Below are 25,269 nucleotides of genomic sequence, written 5' to 3'. Positions count from 1 at the left end.
GGTATCGGAGTCACCTTCGGAGAGCGTCATGCCGTCCCATCTGCACGCGGATCACTCCGCCGCACCGTCGACCGACCCCGATGCGGTGGACGCGCTGATCTCCCAGGCCCGCCGGCTGCGCAGCGAGGTCGACGCGGTACGCCGCGACACCGCCGCCCCGGACGGTGCGGACCCCCAGGTCCGCTGGGAGCGCGCGCTGTGCGATCTCGCGGTGCACCAGCTCGACGACCTGGGCGAGCACCTGGGGCAGCTCCGCGAGGGTTTAGCGGACGACGGCGGTACCGCGACCCCCTTCGTCCCCAGCGACTTCGCCGCTGCCCACCTCCCGTCCCCGGCCCTCCCGGACCGTGTGCCGGATCACGCTCCCGGCCGGGCCGGCAGCGCCGAGTGGGACCTGCTGACGGACGAGGCCGAATGGTCCGACGAGCTGTACCGGATCTTCGGCCGCGACCCGGACGACGGTCCGCTGACGCTGGACGAGCTCCCCTCCTGGCTCTTCGAGGAGGACCAGCAGGCCCTCACCTCGATGGTGACCGGCTGTCTGGTCGACGGCAGGCCCATCGACGGTGAGTTCCGCATCGTCCGCTCCGACGGTTCCACCCGGACGCTGCACATGGTGGGCGAGCCGGTGCTCGACGCTGACGGCGGCACCGCTTCGATGTGGGCCGTACTGCGGGACGTCAGTGAGCTGCGCCGCAGCCAGCTGACGCTGAGAGAGACCCGTGACTCTCTCCAGCGCCAGCGGCAGCTCGCGCGGTCCGAGCACCGGCTGGCGGTTGAGCTGCAGGAAGCCGTGCTCCCGCCGTGGCGCGGCTCCCTGCGGTTCCCGCAGGGCGGCGGGCCCACCACCATGGACCTGGCCGCCCACTACCTCCCTTCCGGTACCAGCGCCCTGATCGGCGGTGACTGGTACGACGCACTGCAGCTTCCCGACGGTGCGACGCTGCTGACCGTCGGCGATCTCACCGGACACGGGGTGAGCGCCACCTCCGGCATGGCGATGATGCTCGGCGCGCTGCGCGGCATGGCGATGGCCGGGCTGGAGCCCGGACCGCTGCTGGGCAGGCTGAACCACCTGCTGGACACCTCGGCCCAGCCCACCCTCGGCAGCGCGCTGTGCTGCCGCTACGACCCCGCCGACCGCACCCTGTCCTGGGCCCAGGCCGGCCATCCCGCCCCGCTGCTCTTCCGGGACGGGACGGGACGCGCGCTGGATCCGCCCGAGGGCGTGCTCCTCGGAGCCACCTCCGACGCGCGGTACACCCAGGCCGCCGAGCCCCTCAACCCGGGCGACCTGCTGGTACTGCACACCGATGGACTCGTGCCCCGCCGGACCTCGTTCCCGGCCGCGACGGAGCCGACGGACGGCGCACGGCGGCTGCTCGCGATGGCGCCGCTGTTCACCCGGGCCCGCACCGCACAGGACTGCGTACGGCTGGTCGTCGAGGAGTTCGGTGCCCCCGAGCGCGAGGACGACGCCTGCGTGCTCGTCGCGAGAATCGGTTAGACCGGATCACCGTTGACCTGGTTGACTTCACCCGGTCACCGAACCCACCCGGTCAGACCTGCCGGGTGCTCCTGTTCTTCGGAAGCGGCGGCATCGCGGCCTCGATCTCCGACCGCAGATCCTGGATCGTCGTGTAGTCCGCGTACCGCCCGGTGAGCCGGTACATCTCCCGCAGCCGGTCCCATGTCCGGTGCGAGGACGTACTGCCGATCGTCAGCAGTGCCATCCTGGCGTAACGGTCGGCCTGCTCCGGGTCGTTGGCGATGAAGCACGCCGAGGCGAGCGAGATGTAGTCGAAGATCTTCGACCGGTCCCGGCCCTCCACCCGCAGTTCCAGTGCGTGCTTGGCGTGCATCTGCGCCTGGGCCGCGGCCGACGGGTCGTGCTCGGCCAGCGTGCGGTACGCCAGCGCCTGCATCCCGTGCAGATCCGCCTCGTCGAACATCTGCATCCAACTCGGCGGCGGCACATCGCCCTTGTCCGAGACGAACAGGTCCTCGGCCTCCCCCAGCGTCCGCCGCATCGCCTGGCCGCGCCCCATGGACGCCTGGGCCCATGCCTCGATGGTGTGCAGCATGGCGCGGGTGCGGGGCAGCGCCTGCTCGCCCGATCCCGACTTCGCCAGCTTCATCAGATCGAGCGCGTCGTCCGGCCGGCCGATGTGGACCATCTGCCGGGCCGCGCGGGACAGTGCCTCGCCGGCCCGCGGCCGGTCCCCTCCCTCCCGCGCCGCGTGCGCGGCGATCACGAAGTACTTCTGCGCCGTGGGCTCCAGGCCCACGTCATGGGACATCCACCCGGCGAGCACGGCCAGATTGGCGGCCACACCCCACAACCTGCGCTGCAGATGGTCCTGGTGGTGGTAGGCGAGCATGCCGCCCACCTCGTTGAGCTGGCCGACCACAGCCTTGCGTTGCAGCCCGCCGCCGCGGGCCGCGTCCCAGGCACGGAACACCTCGACCGAGCGCTCGAGAGCCTCGATCTCCTGGGAACCCACCGGAGCCGCCTCGTACCGGTCGTACGAAGCGGCTCCGGCGTGGAGTGGATTGTCGATGACCGGTGCATCGGCCACCAGGGCCGGGTCGGTGTGCAACCAGTCGTACATTGCGCTGCTCAGTGCTGAGCCAGCGGTGAGCGCGGCGCCCGCGCCCACCAGACCGCGTCGGTTGAGCATGAGGTCCATTCCCGTGAATTCGGTGAGGACCGCGGCTGTTCGTTCCGGTGGCCACGGCAGACCGTCTCCGGTCTGCTTCTTCCCCGCGTGCCGGTGCCGGTCGAACCCGAGATCCTCGATGGTCACGACACGGCCGAGCCGCTCGGTGAACAGAGCTGCCAGCACCTTCGGAACGGGTTCGCGCGGCGACTCACCGGTCTCGATCCAGCGGCGCACCCGCGAGGTGTCGGTCGCCAGCTGCGGGTGGCCCATGGCCGCCGCCTGCCGGTTGACCAACCGTGCGAGTTCGCCCTTGGACCAGCCGGTAAGGCCGAACAGGTCCGCAAGTCGGGTGTTGGCTTCTTTGCTCACGTCAAGCCCCCAGGTTCCTCGGCACGGTTGACACTAATCCGCTGACAAAGGCCCCGCGAGTATTCGCCACGCTTCGCCAGGGTGCGCCAGATGGTCTGCCACCCGCGCCAGGGTGTGATGTAGGAACGCGCCACCCCGGCCCGGCACTAGCCGGCTCCCGGAAGGTCGTTCGAGTCACCCGTGAGCCGCCTTGAGCTGCTCTCTTGTGCAGCGGACGACCGGCCCGGGAGGGGCGTGCGGCGCGTGGACGAACCGGGCCACCGGCCCGAACCCGCATTCCCCAGGGTGCGGGTCCGGACGCCGACACCGGTTCCGGACCGTCCACGCGCCGGCCGCGCCACCGACGCCACCGACCGGCCACCACGTCGCGGCACCGCGACGCGGACACCGCCGGAGGCAGCACCGCACCGACGCAGCACCGCAGCACCGTCAAACGCAGCACCGCATCACCGTCATGAGCTCGCAGGCACACGAAGGGATCTGTTTCCCCCTCATGTATTCAGCATCGTCCTCCGTGTCCGCTCCGCCCCGGTTGTCGCACCCCGCTGGTACGGACTCCTCCTTGCGCACCCGTCCGCCGCTCACCGCCGCTCGGCGGGGCCTCCCGACGGGCACCTCCCATCCGCTCAGCGGGAGACTCGACTTGACCGGCCCCCAGGGCGCTCAGCTGCGGACGGCCATCGCCGCGGTTCAGCGGATATGCCCCGAGTTCAACCCTGTTCAGATGCTGCGCCGCAGCGGGCGCACCGCACTGCTCGTCGGTACGTCGGGACGCAGTCCCGCGGTCGCCAAGTGTCTGCTGGACCAGTCCCCAGCGTGGGTCGAGCGGTTCCAGCACGAGATAGCGGCTTACCGGGCGTTCGTCCGCCACCGGCCGCCGGCCCGGGTCCCACGGCTGATCGCCGCGGATCCCGAGAGCTGTGTGCTGGTCCTGGAGCGCATGCCCGGACGGGTCGTGTCGGTACAGCGCCATCCGACCGAGACCCCGCCCCGGTCCGATGTCCGTGCGGCCATCGGCGCCTTCGGCCGGATCAACCTGTGGCGGCCGCCGGCCGGTGTGTTCGACGCGCCGATCGACTACCCAGCACGTATCTCGCGCTACCACGAGCTGGGGCTGCTCACCGACCGGGACATGGGTGACCTGCAGAAGCTGTTGCACGGACTGGCCCATGTGCAGGGGCAGTTCTGTCACGGCGACGCCCTGCTCTCCAACGTGCTGCTGTCCCCGGCCGGCCCGGTGCTGGTCGACTGGGAGCACGCCGGCTGGTACCTGCCGGGGTACGACCTCGCTGTGCTGTGGTCGGCGCTCGGCAACGACCCGGTGGCGCGCCGCCAGATCAGCCAGCTCGCCCAGAACCAGGGTCCCGCTTCCCGGGACGCCTTCCTGGTCAACCTGATGCTCGTCCTCACCCGCGAGATCCGTACCTACGAGACCGCCGTGCAGCGCACCATGCGCAGCGCCGCCCCGCCCGCGCAGAGTGTGCCCGGAGCGGGCGAGGAGCAGCGGCTGCTGCTGCGCCGGCTGCACGACGACTGTGGTCTGGCCCGACGGGCGGTGCGTGCCGCCGTCGGCACGCGCTGAGCTCCGCGCGGACCCGTCCCCGCCCCCGGATCACGGGGGTTTTCACCACCCGCCGACACCCGCGTCACCGGTTCAGACCACTGACGCGGGGCAGGCCAGCGCGCCCGTGCCGGGGAAACTCCCGGCACGGGCGTTTGACGTGCGCAAACAGTGCCCGTTTGGGGCCTGTTGACGGATCGTCCGGGAGCCGATACCTCTGTGGAGCTGTTCGCCCCAGTACCGCTTCAAGGAGGCCGCATTGCGAGAGTCCGCCGCCCGATCAGCGAGACACCGACGGAGCACACTGCGTACGGTGACCGCGGCGGCCGCTGCCGCGGCACTGCTGCCCGTGCTCTCCACGGCCACATCCGCGAACGCCGCCCAGCCCGCCACCTCGTCGCTGCAGCAGGCGTTCAGCGACGCGGCCCAGCGCTATCAGGTACCGGCGAGCGTCCTGCTCGGCGTGTCGTACATGGAATCGCGCTGGGACACCCATCAGGGGCTGCCCAGCGTGACCGCGGGCTACGGCCCGATGCACCTCACGGACGCCCGTACGGCGCTCACCGACTTCCCCCAGAAGGGCGACGGCGGTGACGACTCGCGCGGTGACGACTCCCGGCCGCTGACCGGCAGCGGGCAGGCCGTTCCCGACGCCGATCTGTCGAAGCTGCCCGCCACCCTCACCACGCTGGAGCGGGCCGCGGGGCTGACCGGGCTGCCGGCCCAGGACCTGCGCAAGGACCCGGCGGCCAATGTCGCGGGCGGCGCGGCCCTGATCGCCGCCGCCCAGAAGTCCCTGGGGCAGCCGCTGAGCTCCGACCCCGCGGACTGGTACGGCGCCGTCGCGCGCTTCTCGGGCGCCGACGACTCGGCGACCGCCGGTGCCTTCGCGGACGATGTCTACGACGTGCTGCGGCAGGGCGAGTCCCGTACGACCGACGCCGGGCAGAACGTCACCCTGGCCGCGGCTCCGGGGATCGCCCCGGCCACCGCGCAGGCGGCGGCGCTGGGCCTGAAGCACGCCAACGACAGCGGGACGGAGTGCCCGCGCGGGGTGGGCTGCGAATGGCTGCCCGCGCCCTACCAGGAGACGACTCCCGGCGACTACGGCAACCACGACCTCGCCGACCGGCCCGCCGGTCAGAAGATCGACACCATCGTCATCCATGACACCGAGGGCAGCTGGGACACCGCGCTGAAGCTGGTGCAGGACCCGACGTACCTGGCCTGGCACTACACGGTCCGCTCGGCGGACGGCCACATCGACCAGCATCTGAAGACCAAGGACGTCGGCTGGCACGCGGGCAACTGGTACACCAACGCCAAGTCGATCGGCATCGAGCACGAGGGCTTCCTCATCGACCCGGGCACCTGGTACACGGAGTCGATGTACCGGACGTCCGCGCGGCTGGTCGCGTACCTGGCGAAGAAGTACGGCATCCCGCTGAACCGCCAGCACATCCTCGGCCACGACAACGTGCCGGGACCGACCGGTGCGTACATCGGCGGGATGCACACCGACCCCGGGCCGTACTGGGACTGGGCGCACTACTTCCAGCTGATGGGCGCTCCGCTGCACGCCACGGCGGGCCCGGCCGGCGGCCTGGTCACCATCCGCCCGGACTACGACAAGAACCGGCCGCTGTACACCGGCTGTGTCACGGCGGGCGACACCTGCCCGGCCCGCGGCTCCGAGGCGGTGCGGCTGCACACGGCGCCGAGCGAGGACGCGCCGCTGGTGAAGGACATCGGCCTGCACCCGACGGGTGACTCCACGACGGGCGTCAACGACGTCGGGGCGCGTGCCTCCACCGGCCAGCAGTACGCGGTCGCCGAGCGCCAGGGCGACTGGACTGCGGTGTGGTACCTCGGCCAGAAGGCCTGGTTCCACAACCCCCGGTCGCAGCCGACCGCCGTCAACGCCTGGGGCTTCACCGCCACCCCGAAGGCGGGCCTGGCCGACATCCCGGTCTACGGGCGCGCCTATCCCGAGGCGGCGGCGTACCCGGCGGGTGTTCCCGTGCAGGCGATCGTGCCGATGCCCTACAAGCTCCTGGCGGGCCAGGAGTACGCGATCGGCAACCGGGTCCAGGGCGAGTACTACTACTCGACGACGTTCGACACCGCTTCGCACCAGGTCGTGCGCGGTAAGCAGGTCTACTACGAGATCCAGTTCGGCCACCGGGTGGAGTACGTCAGGGCCGAGGACGTCACCGTCCTGCCGTCCCAGGTGGGCGCCCCGCGCTGAGCCGTTCTCCCACGGTCGGCCGTTCGGCCGTGGGACGTGACAGGGGCGCCGCCGGATCCCGGCGGCGCCCCTTCGCGTGCGGTGTGCGTCCCGTCAGCCCTGCTGGAACATCTCCGCGGGCAGCGGCTTCAGCAGCTGGTACAGGTCGTCGGTGATGGGGCGGTCCCAGGTGGCGATGGTGACCTGGACGCCGTCGCTGCGGTCGAACTGGGCGCAGGCGATCCGTGCTTCCGAGACCTTTATCCGCCGGACGATGAGCAGACCGTCGCCGTGCATCGCGGGGGTGTCCTCGGTGCTGACCACTTCCACCGGCTCCTCGTTGCCGAGCGCCACCATCAGCTGGGCCACCTCGAAGGGCACCTGGCCGTCCTCCAGCTCACGCGCCGGGGAGCCCTCGGGGAGGTTGCCGATCAGCATGGCCGGACCGCGGCCGCCGAAGAGGTCGTAGCGCAGGAAGATGCCCTGGCAGCTGCCGTCGGGACCGGGCAGCAGCCCGGCGCCGAGAATGCCCGGCCAGTCCCCCGGGTCCATGGCCAGGACATCGAAGTCCGGCCCGGTGGGCGTGGCTGCGGTGCGGCGGCGGAGGAACGACATACGGCCATCGTACGTGGCCCGCGGCCCCTTGCGCGGCGCCGGGGGCCGTGGCCGCCGGACCTCTCCGCGGCCCGCCCTCATTCCTCCCCCGTGACTGCCCCGGACGGGCCGCCGGGCGGGTCCGCCCGGTACGTCCCCGGCAGCCCGCCGGGGTCGGTGCCGAGCTTGCGGTAGACGGCGGAGAGCAGCCGGCCGACGGTGACCTCGTCGGTGGACAGCTCCGCCGCGATCGCCGCCGGTGTGGCGCCGGTGGCCGCGCGGGCGGCCGCCGCATGTTCCTGCTCGGTGAGGGTGGCGGTCCCGGTGGCGGGCAGCCGCAGGGGCCGCAGGCCCGCCGACGTGAGTTCCCCGCGAGCCCGTGAGGCCAGTTCGTCGGCGCCGCACTGCAGGGCGCCCTCCAGGCCCCGGTAGAGCTGCTCGGCGGCCTCCGCCGGGCGGCCCGCCCGGCGCAGCGCCGTCCCGTGGGCGACCAGCGAGCAGGCCAGCTGGTGGCCGGCCGGGGAGCGTTCCAGCCAGTCGACGGACTCCTCCAGGAGCTTCATCCGCTCCGCTCCCCCGGACACCTCGGCGGCGATCCGCAAAGTGTGCCCGATCATCGAAGCGGCTCCGAACTGCCGGGCGCGGGCGACGGCCTCCATGGCGGTGGCGCGGGCCCGGTCCGGGGCGGCGGACGCCTCGGCGAGCGCCAGGTGCGGCTGCCAGGGGCACCAGGCGGGGTTGCGCATACCGCGCTGGTTCAGCCGGCGGCCCACGGCGGCCAGTTCCACGGCGGCCTCCTTCGCCATGCCGCGGGCGAGCAGCAGCTCGCCGTGGACGGCCTGGGCGTCGGGGAAGGTGACGGCGGCGGGGAACGGGGCGTGGAAGTCGTGGTCCGCCGCCAGTTCCGTCGCCTCGGCCACCCGGCCGCGGGCGAGCAGCACCTCGATGAGGACCGCGACGGAGTACCACTGGACGGGTGTGCCCCGGCCGACGCGCTCCGCGAGCCGCAGTCCGGCACGGGCGAAGTCCTCGGCCTCGGCGAGCCGGCCGCGCCGGAAGCGGATGTAGCCGAGCAGCAGATAGCCGAACGACAGATGGGCGCCGCGCCAGCCCTGGCGCTCGAACTCGGCGATCCCGTCGGCGAAGAGCTCCTCGGCCCGGCCGGGCCGGTCCGCGTACAGGTGCACCAGGGCGACCAGCACCGGGACCTCGAAGCCCCAGTCCGCCTCGGCCCAGTGCAGCCCGCCGTCCAGGGCCCGGCCGGCGTGGCGCAGGGCGGTGCCGGACGGCTCGCCGCGCAGGACGGCGTCCCAGGCGCGCAGCCCGATGATGTACCGCTCGGTGAGGTCGCGGCCGGTCAGCCGGTCGGCGAGCCGGGCCAGCCGGCGGGAGCGGGCGGGCGAGCCGGGCTCGTCCGCGCGGAACGCGTCCCACATGAACTGCTCGGCCTGCATCCGCAGCCGGACCCGGGGATCGGTGGCGGTCCGGGCCGCCTCACCGACGGTGTCGGCGGCTTCGTCGAGCCGGTCGCTGTGGGCGAGTGCCTGGGAGAGGTGGAAGAGGATCCCCTCGCGCAGGGCGGGGTCGCCCGCCGGCTCCTCCAGCGCGGCCCGCAGGTGGTTGACGGTCGTGGCGGGTTCGAGCAGCAGGGAGGCGCAGCCCAGTTCGTACAGGACGGCGGCCCGCTCACCGGGAGACGGGGGTTCGCGCAGGGCCCGGCCGAGGTAGCTGCGGGCAGCTTCCGGGGCGCCCGCGCGCAGTGTCTCGCGGGCGGCGTCCCGCAGTTGGCCGACGACCCAGGAGTCGCCCTCGGGGTGGGTCTCCAGCAGATGGCGGGCGGCGGCCGACGCTCCGAGGCCGGCGTCGACCACCGACCAGGCCGCCCGGCCGTGCAGCGCGACCCGCGCCGCGTCGGGGATCGCCCGGTAGACGGCGGTGGCGATCAGCGGGTGGACGAATTCGAGGGTCGTGCCGCCGGTCAGCACCCGGGCGTCGCGCAGCCCGTCCGCGGCCTCGGCCGCCTCCGCCGCGCCGAGGCCGGCGATGTCCGCGGCGAGCGCCGGGGAGATCTCGGTGCCCAGCACCGCGGCGGCCCAGGCCAGCCGGACGGCGGGCACGCCCAGCCGTTCCAGCCGGGTGGTCAGTCCGCTGCCCTTCACCAGGGCCGCCAGTTCGCGCAGCAGGTGCGCGCTGGTCCGGTCGGGGCGCAGGTCCCGGTCGCGGACCCTGGCGGTCAGCTCGACGGCCTCGAAGGGGTTGCCCGCGGTGACGGACCAGCACTCGCGGCAGAACGCGTCGTCCGCGTGCTCACCGACCGTCGCGCGCACCAGGTCGCCTATCGCGGCCGCGGTGAGCGGTTCCAGGTCCAGGGGCCGGTGGCCGCTGCTGCCGGGCAGCCCGCGGAACGACCCGGCGTGGTCCGGCAGTTCCTCGGGCCGGTAGGCGACGACGATCAGCATGGACAGTTCCGCGGCGCGCGGCGCGAACGCGGCGAGCCAGGTCAGGGATTCGGGATCGGCCCAGTGGGCGTCGTCCAGGACGAGGACCACCGGGGCACGCCGCTGGGCGAGATGGGTGACCACCCAGTCCAGGCCGTCGCGCAGGCCCTGCGGGTCGGGTGCCGCGCCGTCCCCCGCGGCGCACAGGCCCAGCGCCGGGCCGACGATCCCGTACCAGCTGCCGAGCGAGGAGCGCAGTTCGCTCTCGCCGGATCCGGCGAGCTGCGGCTGCAGGAGCTGCCGGACCACATGGAAGGCCACCCGCTGCTCCTGGTCGCCGCCGCGGGCGGACAGTACGGTGCAGCCCTGGTCGGCCGCGCGCCGGCGGGCCTCGGCCAGGAGCGTGGTCTTGCCGAGCCCGGCGGTGCCGGAGAAGGCCAGCAGGCCGCCGCGCGGCCGGTCGCGGCTCTCGGCGCCGTCCGCCCGCAAGCCGGTGAGCTGGCGCAACGCCTCGTCCACAGCGGCGAGTTCGGGCTCTCGTTCGAGCAACGGGCGCCCTGAACGGGCCCTGTGCTCCGGCATCGTGCACCCCCTGGTACCACCGCGTACGCCGGGCGCCCGATGCGCTCGGCGCACGCGCGTCCGATGCCACCTCAGCGTACGCCCGCGGCGCGGTCCGGGACCCTGTCCCGGACCTGCCGCGGCCCTACCTTCCGAGGCCCTGGTTCATCGCCCCAGCGCAGAGTGCTGGAACCCGTTGTCCGATGTCTGTTCGAGGGCCTTGGGCAGCCCGGCGTGATCGGTGCCGACCTTGCGGTAGACGGCGGACAGCATGCGCGTCACCTCGCGTTCCGCGGTGCCCAGTTCCTCCGCGACCTCACTGGGGGACCGGCCGCCCGCGATCTGTTCGGCCACGGTCCGCTCCGGCCCGGTGAGCGTGTCGGTCCCGGTACTGCGCAGCTGCAGCGGGCGCATGCCCGCCGCCGCGAGCTCGTCACGGGCCCGGCCGGCGAGCGCGTCCGAGTTGCAGTGCAGCGCGCCTTCCAGACCGGCGTGCAACCGGTCGGCGGCGTCCTGCGGCAGTCCGGCCCGGCGCAGCGCGGCCCCGTACGCGACCTGGGCGCGGGCCAGTTCGAACGCCGAGGGTGAGCATTCGAGATGGCTGACGGCCTCGGCGAGCAGCCGCAGTCCGTCGGAACCGCCGGTCACTTCGGCGGACGCGTGCAGCGCCATGCCGATCGCCGACGCGGTACCGAACTGGCGGGCCCGCTGCACGGCCTCCCGGATGGTGTCCGCGGCCCGTTCGGGCTCGACGAGGGCCACCGCCTGGGCGAGGTGCAGCTGCCACGGGCACCAGGCGGGATTGCGCATGCCGCGCGCCTCCAGCCGCTGGCCGACCGCCGTGAGGTGGCGTTCGGCGTCGCCCCGCATGCCCTGGGCCAGCAGCAGTTCGCTGAAGACCGTCTGGGAGTCGGGGTAGACCACCGCGTTCGGGATCACCTCGCCGTAGTTGTACGTGTCGGCGAGCTCCTGCGCCTCGTGGGTACGGCCGCGGGCGAGCAGGATCTCGATGAGGATGCCGATCGCGAACCACTGCGCGGGCACTCCCGGCCCGACCCGGTCGGCGATGCCCAGCCCGGCGTGCACCAGGTCCTCCGCCTCGGCGAGCCGCCCGCGACGGTAGCGGATGTACCCGAGGAGCGTGAACCCGAACGACAGGTGCGCGCCGCGCCAGCCCTTGCGTTCCAGCTCCGCGATGCCCTTGGTGAACAGGTCCTCCGCGCGGCCCGGCTGGTCGCAGTACATGAAGGTGAGGGCGACCAGGACCGGAACCTCGAAGCCCCAGTTCTCGTCGGTCCAGCTGAGGCCGTCGCCGAGGGCCTCCTCGGCGTAGCGGACCGCGACGGCGGCCGGTTCGCCGCGCACCATCGCGTCCCAGGCACGCAGCCCCAGGATGTAGCGCTCGGCCGGGCCGCGGCCGGTGAGATGGTCCGCCAGCCGGCTCAGCCGCCGGGAGCGGGCGGGCGAGTCCTGTTCGTCGGCCCGGAAGGCGTTCCACATGAACTGCTCGGCCTGCATGCGCAGCCGGGTGCGGGTGTTGTTGGCCCGGCTGGCCTCGGCCTCGACGGTTCTGGCGGCCTCGGCCATCCGGCCGGTGTGTCCCAGCGCCTGGGCGAGCCGGTAGGTGATGGCCTCGCGAAGCTCCGGTTCGAGTTCCGGCTCCTCCAGGGCGGCCCGCAGGTGGTTGACCGTGTTCGCGGGCTCGTTGAGGAGCGACGAGCAGCCGAGTTCGAAGAGCACGGCCGCGCGCTCGCCGTAGGGCGGTGGTTCGCGCAGGGCGCGGGCGAGGCAGCGCTGGGCCGCCTCGGGCGCTCCGGCCCGCAGGTACTCGCGGGCGGCGCCGCGCAGTTGCTGCACCACCCACTCGTCGCCCTCGGGGTGCAGTTCCAGCAGGTGCCGGGCGGCGGTGGCGGCGCCCAGTCCCGCTTCCGTCACGGCCGAGGCCGCCTCGCCGTGCATCCCGACGCGCAGCGCGCTGGGGATCGCCCGGTAGACGGCGGTGGCGATCAGCGGGTGGACGAACTCCAGGGTGGAGCTGTCGGTGCTGCCGACCGTCAGGATGCGCGCGGCCCGCAGCCGTTCGAAGGCGTCGGCCGCCTCCTCGCGGCCGAGCGCGGCGACACCCGCGGCCAGCGGCGGTGCGATCGACGTGCCGAGGACGGCCGCCGCCCAGGCGAAGCGGACCGCGGACGGGCCCAGCTTCTCGATCCGCTCGATGAGGCCGCTGCCCTTGACGGCGGACGCCAGTTCGCGCAGTTCCGGGATGTCCTCGCGCTGGCCCTTGAGTTCGCGGTCGCAGATCTTCGCGGTGAGCTCGGTGACCTCGAACGGGTTGCCGCCGGTGACCGCCCACGCCTCACGGCAGAACGCCTCTTCGGCGCTCTCCCCCACGGCGTCGCGCACTATGCGCCGGACGGCGCCCGGGGTGAGCGCCACCAGGTCGAAGGGGCGGGAGCCGTGCCGGCCGGCGAGTTTGCGGAACGCCATCGCGTCGGCGGGCAGTTCGTCCGGCCGGTACGCGACGATCACCAGCATCGGCAGTTCCTCGGCCCGCGGGGCGAAGGCGGTCAGCCACGCCAGCGACTCCGCGTCGGCCCAGTGCGCGTCGTCCAGGATCAGCACGACGGGCGCCTGCTGGACGGCGAAGCGCGTCACCACCCAGTCCAGGCCGTCACGCACACCGGTGGGATCGGGGGCGCCGTCGCCGACCGAGGCCACCAGCCCGACCGCCGGGGCGACGATGTCGTACCAGCTGCCCAATATCCGGCGGTGCTCCTCCTCGGAGGCCGCCGCGAGCACCGGCTGGACGAGCTGGCGGACGACATGGAAGGCCATGCCCTGCTCCTGCTCGCCACCGCGTGCGGACAGCACGGTGCAGCCACGCGCCGCCGCTCGCCTGCGGACCTCGGCGAGCAGCGCGGTCTTGCCGAGCCCGGCAGGACCCGCGAAAGCGAGCAGCCCGCCGTGCTTCGTGCCGGGCCGATTCCCGCAGAGATCGTTCAAAGCGCCGTCGAGCGCGACGAGTTCGGACTCACGTTCGAGAACCAAGCGATTCACTCGTCCCAATTGTTCCACCGCGTCTGGCATGTCCGTTCCCGTTCTCGTTGCCTGTTCGGCAGGTAGCGCCGAGCGTACGCCCGCCGGGACGCTCTGTAGTGCTCCCTGGTGATATCCAGGTCGGACGAACGGGTAGATGGCAAACGCCAGTTCACTTTCCCCATGGTCCGGGCGGCTCCGGACCACCGCGACGCAACCCGAGGTGGGCACCTTGTCGGACACCACAGCCCCCAGCGGCCCCATCCAGCGCGACATCCTCGCGGAACGCACCACCCTGCTGAGCATTCCCTTCCCCGGGCGGTCGAGCCCGCACACCGACCGAGCCCGCCGGCACACCCTTCAGTGGCTGCGCGACCTGGCGATACTCCGTTTCGACCGCGATGTCGAGGAATACGACGCGCTGCGGCTGGAGCGTCTGATGGCGTTCTTCTACCCCCGTGCGACCGGATCCGATCTCGACCTCGCCGCCGACTTCAACGCCTGGTTCTTCATCTTCGACGACCAGTTCGACGGCCCTTTGGGGCGCCGGCCGGACGACGTGGAGCGCGAGGTCGACACGTTGGTGTCGATCCTCTACGAACCACCTTCCCCCGTCCGTGGCACCGCCAACCCGCCGGGCAACCCGCTCGCGGACGGATTCCGCGACATCTGGCTCCGCTCGGCGGCCGGCACGCCGACCGTGTGGCAGCACCGCTTCCGCGACCACTGGCGGGACTATCTGCGGGCCTACCACTGGGAGGCCCTGAACCGGACGCGGCGGCCCCCCATGACCCTCGAGACGTTCCTGCGGGGCCGGCGGGACTCCATCGGCGTCCAGCCGTGCCTGGACTTCGCCGAGCGGTGCGGCGGCTACACCCTGCCGGACATGCTGCACTCGGGCCCGCTCGCCGAGATGCGGGAGATCACCGGTGATGTGGTGATCTTCGTGAACGACATCATGTCGGTGGACAAGGAGTTGGCCGCCGGGGACGTCAACAACAGCGTGATCCTGCTGCTCGACACCAGCGACCACACGCTGGACGGGGCCGTGGAACTCATCGCGCGGGCCGCCAACGCGCGTGTGCAGCGGTTCCAGATGCTCGCCGCGCGGCTTCCCGCGGTGCTCGACGAGTACGACGCCGCGCCCGCGCTGCGGGCGCAGGTGGAGGACTATGTGCGCGCCATGCGCCATGTGATGCGCGGCAATCTCGACTGGTCCCTGGAGACCGCCCGGTACCGCGCTTCGGGGGTCGCCGCGGTGAGCGGCGGCAGACAGCGGCCGTGGTCGGATCTCTTCGGCACTGACGGCACCCGCCCCGGCGGCCTCGGCTGAGCCGGGACCGTGAACGGCGCGGCGGAACGACCGGGGCCGCACGGGAGTGCGGCCCCGGTCCCGCCCTGATCCGGTCCCTCGCGGGGCCCGGATGCGGGCGGACGCCGACTTCCTAGGCGGGGTAGGTGCGGCCCGCGAAGCGGCGCTCGAAGCCGTCACCGGTGTTCGCGGTGACGGTGTAGTCGTAGCCGCCGTCGGCCGCCGACGTGAGCGCGACCTGCTGGGTGCCGCCCGCCGCGACGGTCACCGTGCTGCCGCCGGAACCGTCCCCCGCGGCGTTGCCGCCCACGGTGAAGACGACCGCCGCGCCACCGGCGTTGGTCAGCGTCAGCGCCAGGTTCCGCGGCGTCGCACGCGCGATGGCCACGGCCGCCTCGGGGTGGCCCTTGGCCGCGTTCGACCAGGTCCGCACATCGCCCTTGAAGCCGCGCAGATAGCCGTCGGGGCCGTGCGCGTCGATGTCGTACAGGCCGCCGCCGTACGTCTGGGCACTGAAGTAGTCCTGCACGCTGCCGCCGACGGGAACGGTGTAGCGCCAGTTGTCGTAGGTGCGGTAGTTGACGGTGTACATCGCGAAGCCGGCGCCCAGCGTCCCGGTGTTGACCACCTTGATCCAGATGCGGCCGGTGCTCGTCTCGGTCCACGACGTGGTGTCGAAGCCGTAGCCGATCCGCCGGGCCGGCCGGCTGCCCGACTCCTGGACCGGCGCCACCTGCGAGGACGGCGGGGCGGCGTCCGGCAGCGAGTTCTGGGCGTCGCAGGCGGCGACCAGCGCGGCGGTGTCGGGGAGCGAAGGGAACGTGGTGTTCTTCGTGGTGAAGTCGAAGGCGGTCATCAGGTCGCCACAGACGGTGCGGCGCCAGGCGGAGATGTTGGTCTCCTTCACCCCGGTCCAGTTCTCCAGGAACCGCAGCGGCGAGGTGTGGTCGGCGACCTCGGAGTTGACGTAGCCGCCGCGGCTCCAGGGCGAGATCACGATCATCGGCACGCGCGGGCCGAGCCCGATCGGCACCCCGCCGATGAACTCGTCCGCGGTTCCGGCGGGCGCGACGGGCGGCGCCACATGGTCGAAGAAGCCGTCGTTCTCGTCGAAGTTGAGGAAGACCACGGTCTTGGCCCAGACGGCCGGGTTCGCCGCGAGCGACTCCAGGACGTACTTGGAGGTGTAGTTCGCGCCGTACGCCGGCGGGTAGTCCGGGTGCTCGCTCTGGTTGGCGGGGGCCACGACCCAGCTGACGGCGGGCAGCGTGCCGTTCTTCACGTCCTGGTTGAACGCGTCGGCGGAACGCCGCTGCATCCCGTTGACGTAGAGCGGTGACGTGGTGGCGGCGCTCTTGAAGTTCTTGAACCAGGCGAGCGGGTTGTCGTCGTAGTTGTCCTGCTGCTGGTAGACCCGCCAGGAGATGCCCGCCGACTGCAGGCGCTCGGCGTAGGTGGTCCAGGAGTACCCCTTCTCGGAGTTGTCCGTGACCGGCCCGCCGTTCTTGCCCGCCGGGTCGACGGTGGCGGTCCACTGGTACAGCCGGTTGGGGTTGGTCGGCCCCTGCACGGAACAGAAGTACTGGTCGCAGAGGGTGAACGACTCGGCCAGCGCGAACTGGAACGGGATGTCGGCGCGTTGATAATACCCCATCGACCAGGCGCTCTTGGCCGGCACCCAGTTGTTGTACTTGCCGCTGTTCCAGGCGCCGTGGGTGCCCGACCAGCCGTGGTCGAGGTCCCGCACCCGCTGCGCGTCCGTCGTCGCGGTGTTCAGGTGCCAGGGCAGTACGAGGCTGCCGCCGGAGGGTCCGTTCGCGGTCTGGCGCAGCACGTCCTGGCCGTTGGGGAAGCGCAGCCGCGACCGGTCGCCGTAGCCGCGGACGCCCTTGAGGGTGCCGAAGTAGTGATCGAACGAACGGTTCTCCTGCATGAAGATCACCACATGCTCGACATCGTCGAGCGTGCCGGCCGCCGAGGTGGCGGCCATGGCCTGCTGGATGGAGGCGGGCAGCGTGCCGAACGCGGCGGCGGCGCCGGAGCCGGCGGCGGCTCCCAGGAATCCACGGCGGGACAAGGGCGTCAAAGCGACTCCTCGGTCAGGGGACACAGGTGGGGGGGTCGCGCCGAATTGAACGGGGAGAACGCGACGGGCGCGCCAATACGCGCGGAGACTCCCATGGCGAATTGCCGCACACAAGATGTCGGGCGCCCCAAGCACGGGCAAAGCCGCCGGACGTCCTGATACGCGCCACCGGGGCCGCCCGAACCGGCCACCCTGGAGCGGCGGCCTAATGTTATATTCACGGTGATGCATTAGCTGTTGCGCCCGGCAGGTGAAGTTCCGGGAAGTGGAGTTCCGGGAGTGGAGTTCCGGCAGGGCGACGGCAGGGCGACCAGAACCGCGATCACCCCCGGTTGAACCACCGCCGTTCCGACGGCGGCCGGCACAAGGAGCTGCTGTGGCCGTGAACCGTCCCGACCCCGTACCGGCGGTCCTGGAGAGTCAGTCGCGGCTGCGGGCGCTGCTCGCCGGGCTGACCGACGCCGAGGTCCGCGCCCCGAGCGCACTGCCCGGCTGGGCCCGCGGGCATCTGCTCAGCCATGTCGAGGGGGTCGGGTTCGCCCTGGCCCGGCAGGCGCGTTACGCCCTCAAGGACGAGCTGATCGATCCCTACGACGGTGGGCGGCCGGCCCGTGACGCCGCGATCGAGGCCGGACACGGCCGCTCGGCCGCCGAACTGCGGGCGGCCGTCACCGCGGCCCTCGACGAGGCGGAGCGGGCGTGGACGGCCGTCGGCCCGCGGGACCTGGAGCGGCCGGTGCGCTATCGCGACGCCACGCTGTCGGCCGCCGCGCTCGCCTGGTGGCGGGAGTTGGAGATCCACACGGCGGACGCCGCGATCGGGTACCGGCCCGCACAGTGGTCACGGCCGTTCTGCGCGCACGTCCTGGACTTCCTCGCGCCGCGCGTACCGGACGGTGTGCGGCTGACGCTCGCGGCGTCGGACGGCCCGGAGGCACCCGTCCTCGGGGACGGCGAACCGGTCACCGTGCGCGGCCGGCTCACCGACCTCACCGCCTGGCTGGCCGGCCGCGAACCGCAGGGCCCGCTGGACAGCGGATCGGCACCGCTGCCCGAACTCGGGCCGTGGCCGTAGCCGTAGCCGTAGCGGTGCCGGTGTCGGTGCCGAACGGGCGGCCGCCGGGCCTCGGTGACGAGGCCCGGCGGCCGGTGGCGGGCGTCGTCCGGGACGGACGCCTCAGGTGAGGTCGAACTCGCCGTCACGCGCGCCGAGTACGAAGGCGCGCCATTCGGCGGGTGTGAAGATCAGCGACGGCCCGTCCGGGCTCCGCCCGTCCCGCATCGCGATGTAGCCCTCGATAAAGGCGATCTGGACGTCGCCCGTGCCCTGACTGCTGGACTGCCAGTCCGCGCTCGCAAGATCCAGCTGCGGCTTCTTACCGTTGGTCAACGGCTGTCCGATGGTGCTCTCGGCCACGTCCGCTCTCCTCCCACGTCGTCATCCGCGACCCAGCCTAGCCACCGGGCCCATCGCCCGACAGGCAATGGGACAAGCTGCCCGGATACACCGCCCGATCAGGTGGTGGGCCGGTCGGCGCCGACGAGCCACATCGAGAAGAACTGCGCGCCGCCGCCGTACGCGTGGCCCAGCGCCCGGCGGGCCCCTTCCACCTGGTGCTCACCGGCCTGGCCGCGTACCTGCAGTGCCGCCTCGGCGAACCGGATCATGCCGGACGCGCCGATCGGGTTGGTGGACAGCACCCCGCCCGACGGGTTGACGGGCAGATCGCCGTCGAGTTCGGTGACGCCCGCCTCGGTGAGCTTCCAGCCCTCCCCCTCGGCGGCGAACCCGAGGTTCTCCAGCCACATCGGCTCGTACCAGGAGAACGGCACGTACATCTCGACCGCGTCGATCTCCCGGCGCGGATCGGTGATCCCGGCCTGCCGGTACACGTCGGCGGCGCAGTCCTTGCCGGCCTGCGGGCTGACGTAGTCCTTGCCCGCGAACATCGTCGGCTCGCTGCGCATGGCGCCGCCGTGCAGCCAGGCGGGCGGGCGCGGTGTACGGGCCGCGCCCTCGGTGTCGGTGAGCACCATCGCGACCGCGCCGTCGGAGGACGGGCAGGTCTCGGAGTAGCGGATCGGGTCCCACAGCATGGGGGCGGCCCGCACCTTCTCCAGCGTGATGTCCTTCTCGTGCAGGTGGGCGTAGGGGTTCTTCAGGGCGTTGCGGCGGTCCTTGAACGCGACGAGGGAGCCGATGTGGTCGGGCGCCCCGGTGCGGCGCATGTAGGCGCGTACGTGCGGGGCGAAGAAGCCGCCGGCGCCGGCGAGCAGCGGCTGCTGGAACGGGATCGGCAGCGAGAGCCCCCACATGGCGTTGGACTCGGACTGCTTCTCGAACGCGACGGTCAGTACGGTGCGGTGGACGCGGGCCGCGACCAGGTTCGAGGCGACCAGCGCGGTCGAGCCGCCGACCGAGCCCGCGGTGTGCACCCGCAGCATCGGTTTGCCGACCGCTCCGAGGGCGTCCGCCAGGTACAGCTCCGGCATCATCACGCCCTCGAAGAAGTCCGGGGCCTTGCCGATGACGACCGCGTCGATGTCCGCGAAGGTGAGTTCGGCGTCGGCGAGCGCCCGCAGGGCCGCCTCGCGCAGCAGCCCCGCGATCGACACGTCGTGCCGGGCCGCGACGTGCTTGGTCTGGCCGATGCCGACGACGGCCACGGGTGCCTTGCTCATTTCACATCCCCTTCCAGGACGGCGACCAGGTTCTGCTGCAGGCAGGGACCGGAGGTCGCGTGGGCCACGGCGCGGTCGGAGTCACCGCGGTGGATGCGGGCGGCCGCCTCGCCCAGCCGGATCAGGCCGGCGGCCATCATGGGGTTGGCGGCGAGCGGACCGCCGGACGGGTTGACGGCCACCTCGTCGCCCAGCCGCAGCGCCCTGCGCAGGACGACCTCCTGGGAGGTGAACGGCGCGTGCAGTTCCGCGGTGTCGACCGGCGCGTCGAAGAGCCCGGCCCGTTCGGCCGCGAGCCGGGTGGACGGCGAGTCGGTGAGGTCGCGGACCCCGAGGCTGTGCGCCTCGATCCGGTGGTCCAGGCCGCGGATCCACGCGGGCCTGGCACAGAGCCGGCGGGCGGTGTCCCCGGCGGCCAGCACGATCGCGGCGGCGCCGTCGCCGACCGGCGGGCAGTCCTGGCGGCGCAGCGGCTGGACGACGTACTCCCCGCCGTCGCGGACGGACGTGAGCTGCGCGTACGGGTTGTCCCGCGCGGCGGCGCGGCTGCGGGCGGCGACCCCGGCGAGTTCGGGTTCGCTGGTGTGCCCCGCGTCGATGAGGGCCCGCGCCTGGAGCGCGGCGAGCGCGACCGGGTCGGGCCACAGCGGCGCGACGTAGTACGGGTCGAGCTGGCGGGTCAGGACCTCGCGGACGTCGCCGGGCGAGGACTTGCCGTAGGAGTACACCAGCGCGGTGTCGGCCTCACCGGTGAGGATCTTCACCCAGGCCTCGTAGAGCGCCCAGGCGCCGTCCATCTCGACATGCGATTCGGAGATCGGCGGCCAGGCGCCGACCCCGTCCAGGGCCATCGTGAAGGAGAAGGCCCGGCCGGCGAGGTAGTCCGACGACCCGGAGCAGGTGAAGCCGATGTCGCTGGCCTTCAGCTCGACCTGGTCGAGCGCCTCGTGCAGCACGGGCATGAGCAGTTCGACCTCGGAGACCTCGGCCGTGCTGCGGGCGTGCTTGCTCTGGGCGAACGCCACGATCGCGACGTCCCGCATCTAGACCATCTCCTTGTACGTGTCGTAGTCGGCGTCGGGCTCACCGGTCGGCCGGTAGTGGTCGGGGAAGCCGCCGTCCTCGCTCCACACGGGTTCGACGCGCATCCCCATCCGCACCTGGTCGTAGGGGAGGCCGCCGATGCGCCCGTGCAGGGCGAGGTCCGCGCCGTCCAGGGCGATGTGCGCGTAGACGTACGGCACTTCGATGTCGAGGCCGCGGGCCTTGATGTTGACGATGCAGAAGGTGGTGATGGTGCCGCCGGGCCCCACCTCCACCTGTTCCTCGGTGGCGACGCCGCAGGTGGGGCAGGCGCCCCGGGGCGGGATGTAGACCTTGCGGCAGGACGGGCAGCGTTCGCCGATCATCTTGCGGTCGGCGAGCGCGGCGAGGTAGCGGGTCTGGGCCCGGCCGGGGCTGTAGACGTAGTCGAGGCGGGCGGGGGCGACGATGCCGGTCACCGGGTCGGCGAACTCGCCGGTGTGCGCGGTGGCCGTACGGTCCCGCTGCCCGGTCCCGTCGTCCGGTTCGAAGCAGGCGATGTCGGTGATCGCGCCGACCCGCTCGGCGGCCCAGCGGATCCGTACCCGCATTCCGGTGCTGACGGCGTCGGGGCCGGCCGCGTCCAGTGCGTGCAGCATCGCGGTGTCGGCGCCGTCGAGCCGGACCAGGACCCAGGCGAAGGGCGTGGAGAGCGGCTGGTTGCGCCCGGGGTCGGGGTTCCAGGCCCAGGTGGTGACGGTGCCGGTGGCGCCGACCTCCACGAGTTCCCGCAGCTCCGCCGAGGTGACGGGGTCGTATTCGACGGGCGGTACGAGCACCCGGTCGTCGCCGGTGCGCACACCCAGCACGGTGCGCTCGCGCAGGCCGGTGAGGAACGCGCTCTGGACGGGGCCGAGCGAGCGGGTGAACGGGAACTCGACGACCAGTGGTGCGCTGAGGACTTCGGTCATGGGGGCTTCTCTCCTTGGGTCCCTCGGGTCAGGCGCGCTTGAAGACCGCGGGGCGCTTCTCGGCGAAGGCCCGGGGACCTTCCTTCGCGTCGGCGGTGCCGAAGATCGGCCAGCCCCGCTCCAGTTCGTGCCGGAGTCCCTCCGTCTCGGTCATCTCCGCGGTGTCGTACACGGACGCCTTGACCGCCTCGACGGCCAGCGGCCCGTTGGCGTTGATCTGGTCCGCGATCTCCAGGGCCCGCTCCAGCGCCGTGCCGTCGGGCACGACATGGCCGATCAGGCCGATGTCCTTCGCCTCCGCCGCGGAGTAGGGGCGGCCGGTGAGCAGCATCTCCAGGGCGTGGGTGCGGGGGATCTGGCGGGGCAGCCGCACGGTGGATCCGCCGATCGGGAAGAGCGCGCGCCGGACCTCGAAGAGCCCGAGGGTGGCGCTCTCCCCGGCGACGCGGATGTCGGTGCCCTGCAGGATCTCGGTGCCGCCGGCCACGCAGTACCCCTCCACGGCGGCGATCACCGGTTTGCGCGGCCGGTGGTGCCGGAGCATCGCCTTCCAGTGCAGATCGGGGTCCTCCTTCATCCGGTCGCGGTACTCCTGTCCGGCCATCGCGCCGTCGTCGGAGGCCAGCGCCTTGAGGTCCATGCCGGCGCAGAAGGTGCCGCCGGCCCCGGTGAGGACGATGGAGCGGATCGAGTCGTCGGCGTCGGCCGCCAGCCAGCCGTCGTACAGACCGACGAGCATCGGCAGCGAGAGGGCGTTCTTCGCCTCGGGCCGGTTCAGGGTCAGTACGAGCGTCGCGCCGACGCGCTCCACCGTGAGATGTTCCGTGCCGCCCATGGCCGGCCTCCAAGGTCGCAATCTTCCGTCGCGGACCTAGAACAGGTTGCAGTAGGCGCAGGTCGAGTTCAATAGTTTTCTGACTACCAGTCAGATTTCCCGCCCGGGAACCCTTCCCACCTCGCTCCAGGAGGGTTCTAATGACCGCCGAGACCTTCGCAGCATCGAGGCTGGAGGAGCCGTGGAGTACAACCTTGCCGACCTCTTCGAGTCGGTCGTGGACGTGGTCCCGGACCGGGAGGCGCTCGTCTACATCGACCACCCCGGCACGGGCGCCGAGCGGCGGCTGACGTACGCCCAGCTCGACGCGGCCGCGAACCGGATCGCGCACCACCTGATCGGCAGCGGGATCCTTCCCGGCGACCACGTCGGACTGCATCTCTACAACGGCATCGAGTACCTGCAGACGGCGCTGGCCTGCGTCAAGGCCCGCGCCGTGCCGGTGAACGTCAACTACCGGTACGTGGAGGAGGAGCTGGTCTACCTCTACCGGGACGCGGATCTGACGGCGCTGGTCTTCGACGCCGAGTTCACCGGGCGGGTGGCCGCCGCGCTGCCGCACACCGAGAAACTGCGGCATCTGGTCAGGGTGGGCGTTCCGGCCGGGGACGAGCGGGAACCGGCCATCGTCCCGGTCGCCTTCGCCGACGCCGAGGCGGCCGGATCACCGGACCGCGGCTTCCCGCCGCGCTCGGCGGACGACCAGTTCATCATCTACACCGGCGGCACCACCGGTATGCCCAAGGGCGTGATGTGGCGCCAGGAGGACCTCTTCTTCTCCGGCATGGGAGGCGGCGCGCCCACCGGCGAGCCGGTCAAGCGCCCCGAGGAACTGGCGGAGCGGGTCGCCGCGGGCGGCGAGGGGCTGGTCTTCTTCCCGACCCCGCCGCTGATGCACGGCACCTCCACACTCACCGCGTTCATCGGCTTCAACTTCGGCCAGAAGGTCGTCATCCACCGCAAGTACGTGCCGGACGAGGTGCTGCGCACCATCGAGAAGGAGAAGGTCAGCAGCGTCTCGCTGGTCGGCGACGCCATGCTCCGGCCGCTGGCGGACGCGCTGGCCGGACCGCTGGCGGGCACCGACTGCTCCTCGCTGTTCACCATCTCCAGCTCGGGCGCGATCATGTCCGAGACGGTCCGCGCCCAGTTCCAGGCGCTGGTCCCGACCGTCATGATCCTGAACAACTTCGGCTCGTCGGAGTCCGGCTTCAACGGAACGGCCACCGACGACTCCGGGCCTGCCAACGGTTTCCGGCTGCGGGTCAACTCCCATATCGCGGTGGTCGACCTGGCCACGCTGGAGCCGGTCGCGGTCGGCGAACCGGGACGCATCGCCCTGCGCGGGCACGTTCCGCTCGGCTACTACAACGACCCGAAGAAGACGGCGGAGACGTTCTTCCAGCGGGACGGCGAGCGGTGGGTGCTGCTCGGGGACATGGCGACGGTCGACGACGACGGCGTCGTCACCGTTCTCGGGCGCGGTTCGCAGTGCATCAACACCGGCGGCGAGAAGGTCTATCCGGAGGAGGTCGAGGAGGCCCTCAAGGCGCACCCCGACGTCTACGACGCGCTGGTCGCCGGGGTGCCGGACGAGAAGTGGGGCAACCACGTCGCCGCCGTCGTCCAGCCGCGCGACGGCGCGGACCCGCTGACCCTCGACGACATCCAGGCGCACTGCCGCACCCGGCTGGCCGGCTACAAGATCCCGCGCAGCCTCGTCCTCATGGACCGCATCCAGCGCTCCCCGAGCGGCAAGGCCGACTACCGCTGGGCCCGTTCGGTGGCCACCGGCGCGGCGGAGGCCGGGCGGTAGTCCGGAGGCGGTAGTCCGGAGGAGGTTCCCACCCGTTGTCAGTGGCGGCACTTACGCTCGGCGGTCAGGATCCCCCGTCGATCACCGGAGTGCGCGCATGTCCACCGATTCCACCTCGTTCCAGCGTCCCGAGCCGCCCTACTACGCCGTCATCATCACGACGCTGCCGAGCGGCGAGGACCCGGAGGGGTACGCGGACGCGAACCGCCGCATGGGACCGCTCTCCGCGAAGTGGCCCGGATATCTGGGCCGCGAGTCGGAGAGCGGACCCGACGGGCGCGATCTGCTGGTCGTCTACTACTCGGACGCGGAGTCCATAGCCTCCTGGAAGGCCGATCCGGAGCACCTGGAGGTGCAACGGCTGGGCCGGGAGCGGTGGTACGCCTCGTACAGCGTCGAAGTGGCCCGCGTGGAGCGGGCCTACGGCTTCCGGCGCGACTAGGGCCCGCCCGGCCGGCGTCCGCCTCTGCCGGTGGCTTCTGTACCTACTAGTATGTACACTCGGATCATGGACACCGCGGAACGGCTGATCGAGAGCACCCAGGAACTCCTCTGGGAACGCGGCTACACCGGCACCAGCCCCAAAGCGATCCAGCAGCACGCGGGCGCCGGGCAGGGCAGCATGTACCACCACTTCTCCGGCAAGCCCGAGCTCGCGCTGACCGCGATGCGGCGCAGCGCGGAACAGCTCATGGCGCAGGCCGACGCCCAGCTGTCCAGCGGCACCGCTCTCGAGCGGGTCTCGGCCTATCTGCTGCGCGAGCGCGACGCGCTGCGCGGCTGCCGGGTCGGCCGGATGGCGATGGATCCGGACGTGATCGACAGCCCGGAGCTGCGCCGCCCGGTGCAGGAGACCTTCAGCTGGCTGCGCGGACGGCTCGCGGAGATCATCGCCGAGGGCCTGGCGGCGGGCGAGTTCGACGCCGCGCTCGATCCGCGGGACACCGCCGCCATGATCACCGCCGTCGTCCAGGGCGGCTATGTGCTCGCCCGAGCCGAGGGCTCGCAGGAGCCGTTCCACCAGGCGGTGCGCGGCGCGGTCGCACTGCTCGCCGCCCGTTCGACCACCGCCGAGCGATGACCGCCGCCGAGCCG

General features: G+C 72.3%; 18 protein-coding genes. 8 read left to right on the top strand and 10 right to left on the bottom strand.

All coding sequences use genetic code 11. From position 1 onward, the window contains the following. Nucleotides 1-28: 28 nt before the first annotated feature. Nucleotides 29-1,507 carry a PP2C family protein-serine/threonine phosphatase gene (locus LNW73_RS29270; protein ID WP_250991957.1) on the top strand — a complete coding sequence of 493 codons (1,479 nt, stop codon included), beginning with the start codon at nt 29-31 and terminating at the stop codon, nt 1,505-1,507. 52 nt (nt 1,508-1,559) lie between these two features. Here LNW73_RS29270 and LNW73_RS29265 read toward each other — a convergent pair whose 3' ends face one another. After that, entirely contained in the window at nt 1,560-3,032 is a 1,473-nt protein-coding gene (locus LNW73_RS29265) for a DNA-binding protein NsdB (RefSeq protein WP_250991956.1), read from the bottom strand. 493 nt (nt 3,033-3,525) lie between these two features. On the opposite strand from LNW73_RS29265, the gene LNW73_RS29260 reads away from it, so the two are divergent. Both LNW73_RS29260 and LNW73_RS29255 read left to right on the top strand, forming a co-directional pair. Continuing rightward, a complete protein-coding gene (locus tag LNW73_RS29260; RefSeq protein ID WP_250991955.1) occupies nt 3,526-4,614 on the top strand; it encodes an aminoglycoside phosphotransferase family protein in 1,089 nt (362 codons plus the stop codon). A gap of 292 nt (nt 4,615-4,906) precedes the next feature. After that, nucleotides 4,907-6,841: an N-acetylmuramoyl-L-alanine amidase gene (locus LNW73_RS29255; protein WP_250991954.1), complete on the top strand. Its 1,935-nt coding sequence runs from the start codon at nt 4,907-4,909 to the stop codon at nt 6,839-6,841. A 93-nt stretch (nt 6,842-6,934) separates the two neighbouring features. Here the strand turns inward: LNW73_RS29255 and LNW73_RS29250 are convergent, their stop codons facing one another. The 3 genes from LNW73_RS29250 to LNW73_RS29240 form a co-directional block, all read right to left on the bottom strand. Beyond that, nucleotides 6,935-7,435 carry a hypothetical protein gene (locus tag LNW73_RS29250; RefSeq protein WP_138353938.1) on the bottom strand — a complete coding sequence of 167 codons (501 nt, stop codon included), beginning with the start codon at nt 7,433-7,435 and terminating at the stop codon, nt 6,935-6,937. 77 nt (nt 7,436-7,512) lie between these two features. Then, nucleotides 7,513-10,434, bottom strand: a complete 2,922-nt coding sequence (locus tag LNW73_RS29245; RefSeq protein WP_250991953.1) for an ATP-binding protein — start codon at nt 10,432-10,434, stop codon at nt 7,513-7,515. Between the two features lie 144 nt (nt 10,435-10,578). Then, complete coding sequence (locus LNW73_RS29240) at nt 10,579-13,500, bottom strand: ATP-binding protein (RefSeq protein WP_250991952.1); 2,922 nt, start codon at nt 13,498-13,500, stop codon at nt 10,579-10,581. 181 nt (nt 13,501-13,681) lie between these two features. On the opposite strand from LNW73_RS29240, the gene LNW73_RS29235 reads away from it, so the two are divergent. Beyond that, on the top strand, nt 13,682-14,782 hold the full coding sequence (locus LNW73_RS29235; RefSeq protein WP_250991951.1) for an isoafricanol synthase: 1,101 nt from the start codon (nt 13,682-13,684) through the stop codon (nt 14,780-14,782). A 112-nt stretch (nt 14,783-14,894) separates the two neighbouring features. On the opposite strand, the gene LNW73_RS29230 is transcribed toward LNW73_RS29235, so the two are convergent. Further along, on the bottom strand, nt 14,895-16,847 hold the full coding sequence (locus LNW73_RS29230; protein WP_250991950.1) for a phosphocholine-specific phospholipase C: 1,953 nt from the start codon (nt 16,845-16,847) through the stop codon (nt 14,895-14,897). Between the two features lie 376 nt (nt 16,848-17,223). On the opposite strand from LNW73_RS29230, the gene LNW73_RS29225 reads away from it, so the two are divergent. Further along, on the top strand, nt 17,224-17,922 hold the full coding sequence (locus tag LNW73_RS29225) for a maleylpyruvate isomerase family mycothiol-dependent enzyme (RefSeq protein ID WP_250991949.1): 699 nt from the start codon (nt 17,224-17,226) through the stop codon (nt 17,920-17,922). A gap of 102 nt (nt 17,923-18,024) precedes the next feature. Here LNW73_RS29225 and LNW73_RS29220 read toward each other — a convergent pair whose 3' ends face one another. The 5 genes from LNW73_RS29220 to LNW73_RS29200 form a co-directional block, all read right to left on the bottom strand. Next, complete coding sequence (locus LNW73_RS29220; protein WP_138353944.1) at nt 18,025-18,264, bottom strand: DUF397 domain-containing protein; 240 nt, start codon at nt 18,262-18,264, stop codon at nt 18,025-18,027. Between the two features lie 98 nt (nt 18,265-18,362). Beyond that, complete coding sequence (locus tag LNW73_RS29215; protein WP_138353945.1) at nt 18,363-19,529, bottom strand: thiolase domain-containing protein; 1,167 nt, start codon at nt 19,527-19,529, stop codon at nt 18,363-18,365. After that, nucleotides 19,526-20,572, bottom strand: coding sequence for a thiolase domain-containing protein (locus tag LNW73_RS29210; protein ID WP_250991948.1), 1,047 nt, complete (start codon nt 20,570-20,572; stop codon nt 19,526-19,528). The genes LNW73_RS29215 and LNW73_RS29210 overlap by 4 nt, the downstream gene beginning before the upstream one ends. Next, nucleotides 20,573-21,523 carry a Zn-ribbon domain-containing OB-fold protein gene (locus LNW73_RS29205; RefSeq protein WP_250991947.1) on the bottom strand — a complete coding sequence of 317 codons (951 nt, stop codon included), beginning with the start codon at nt 21,521-21,523 and terminating at the stop codon, nt 20,573-20,575. A 28-nt stretch (nt 21,524-21,551) separates the two neighbouring features. Further along, nucleotides 21,552-22,358 carry a crotonase/enoyl-CoA hydratase family protein gene (locus tag LNW73_RS29200; RefSeq protein WP_250991946.1) on the bottom strand — a complete coding sequence of 269 codons (807 nt, stop codon included), beginning with the start codon at nt 22,356-22,358 and terminating at the stop codon, nt 21,552-21,554. Between the two features lie 181 nt (nt 22,359-22,539). On the opposite strand from LNW73_RS29200, the gene LNW73_RS29195 reads away from it, so the two are divergent. The 3 genes from LNW73_RS29195 to LNW73_RS29185 all read left to right on the top strand — a co-directional run bounded on the left by LNW73_RS29195 (nt 22,540) and on the right by LNW73_RS29185 (nt 25,255). Then, nucleotides 22,540-24,174, top strand: a complete 1,635-nt coding sequence (locus LNW73_RS29195; protein ID WP_250991945.1) for an acyl-CoA synthetase — start codon at nt 22,540-22,542, stop codon at nt 24,172-24,174. Nucleotides 24,175-24,271: 97 nt separating this feature from the next. Beyond that, on the top strand, nt 24,272-24,616 hold the full coding sequence (locus LNW73_RS29190; RefSeq protein ID WP_250991944.1) for an antibiotic biosynthesis monooxygenase family protein: 345 nt from the start codon (nt 24,272-24,274) through the stop codon (nt 24,614-24,616). Nucleotides 24,617-24,682: 66 nt separating this feature from the next. Next, the gene (locus LNW73_RS29185; protein WP_250991943.1) at nt 24,683-25,255 is read left to right on the top strand and encodes a TetR/AcrR family transcriptional regulator; all 573 of its coding nucleotides are present in this window, start codon (nt 24,683-24,685) and stop codon (nt 25,253-25,255) included. The last annotated feature ends 14 nt before the right edge of the window (nt 25,256-25,269 follow it).

Origin of the sequence: Streptomyces sp. RKAG337 (genome assembly GCF_023701715.1) — a bacterium.
In the GTDB taxonomy this organism is placed as follows: Bacteria; Actinomycetota; Actinomycetes; order Streptomycetales; family Streptomycetaceae; genus Actinacidiphila.
Note: the sequence above shows the minus strand (reverse complement) of the source record. Positions and strands in the feature narration are given on the sequence as shown.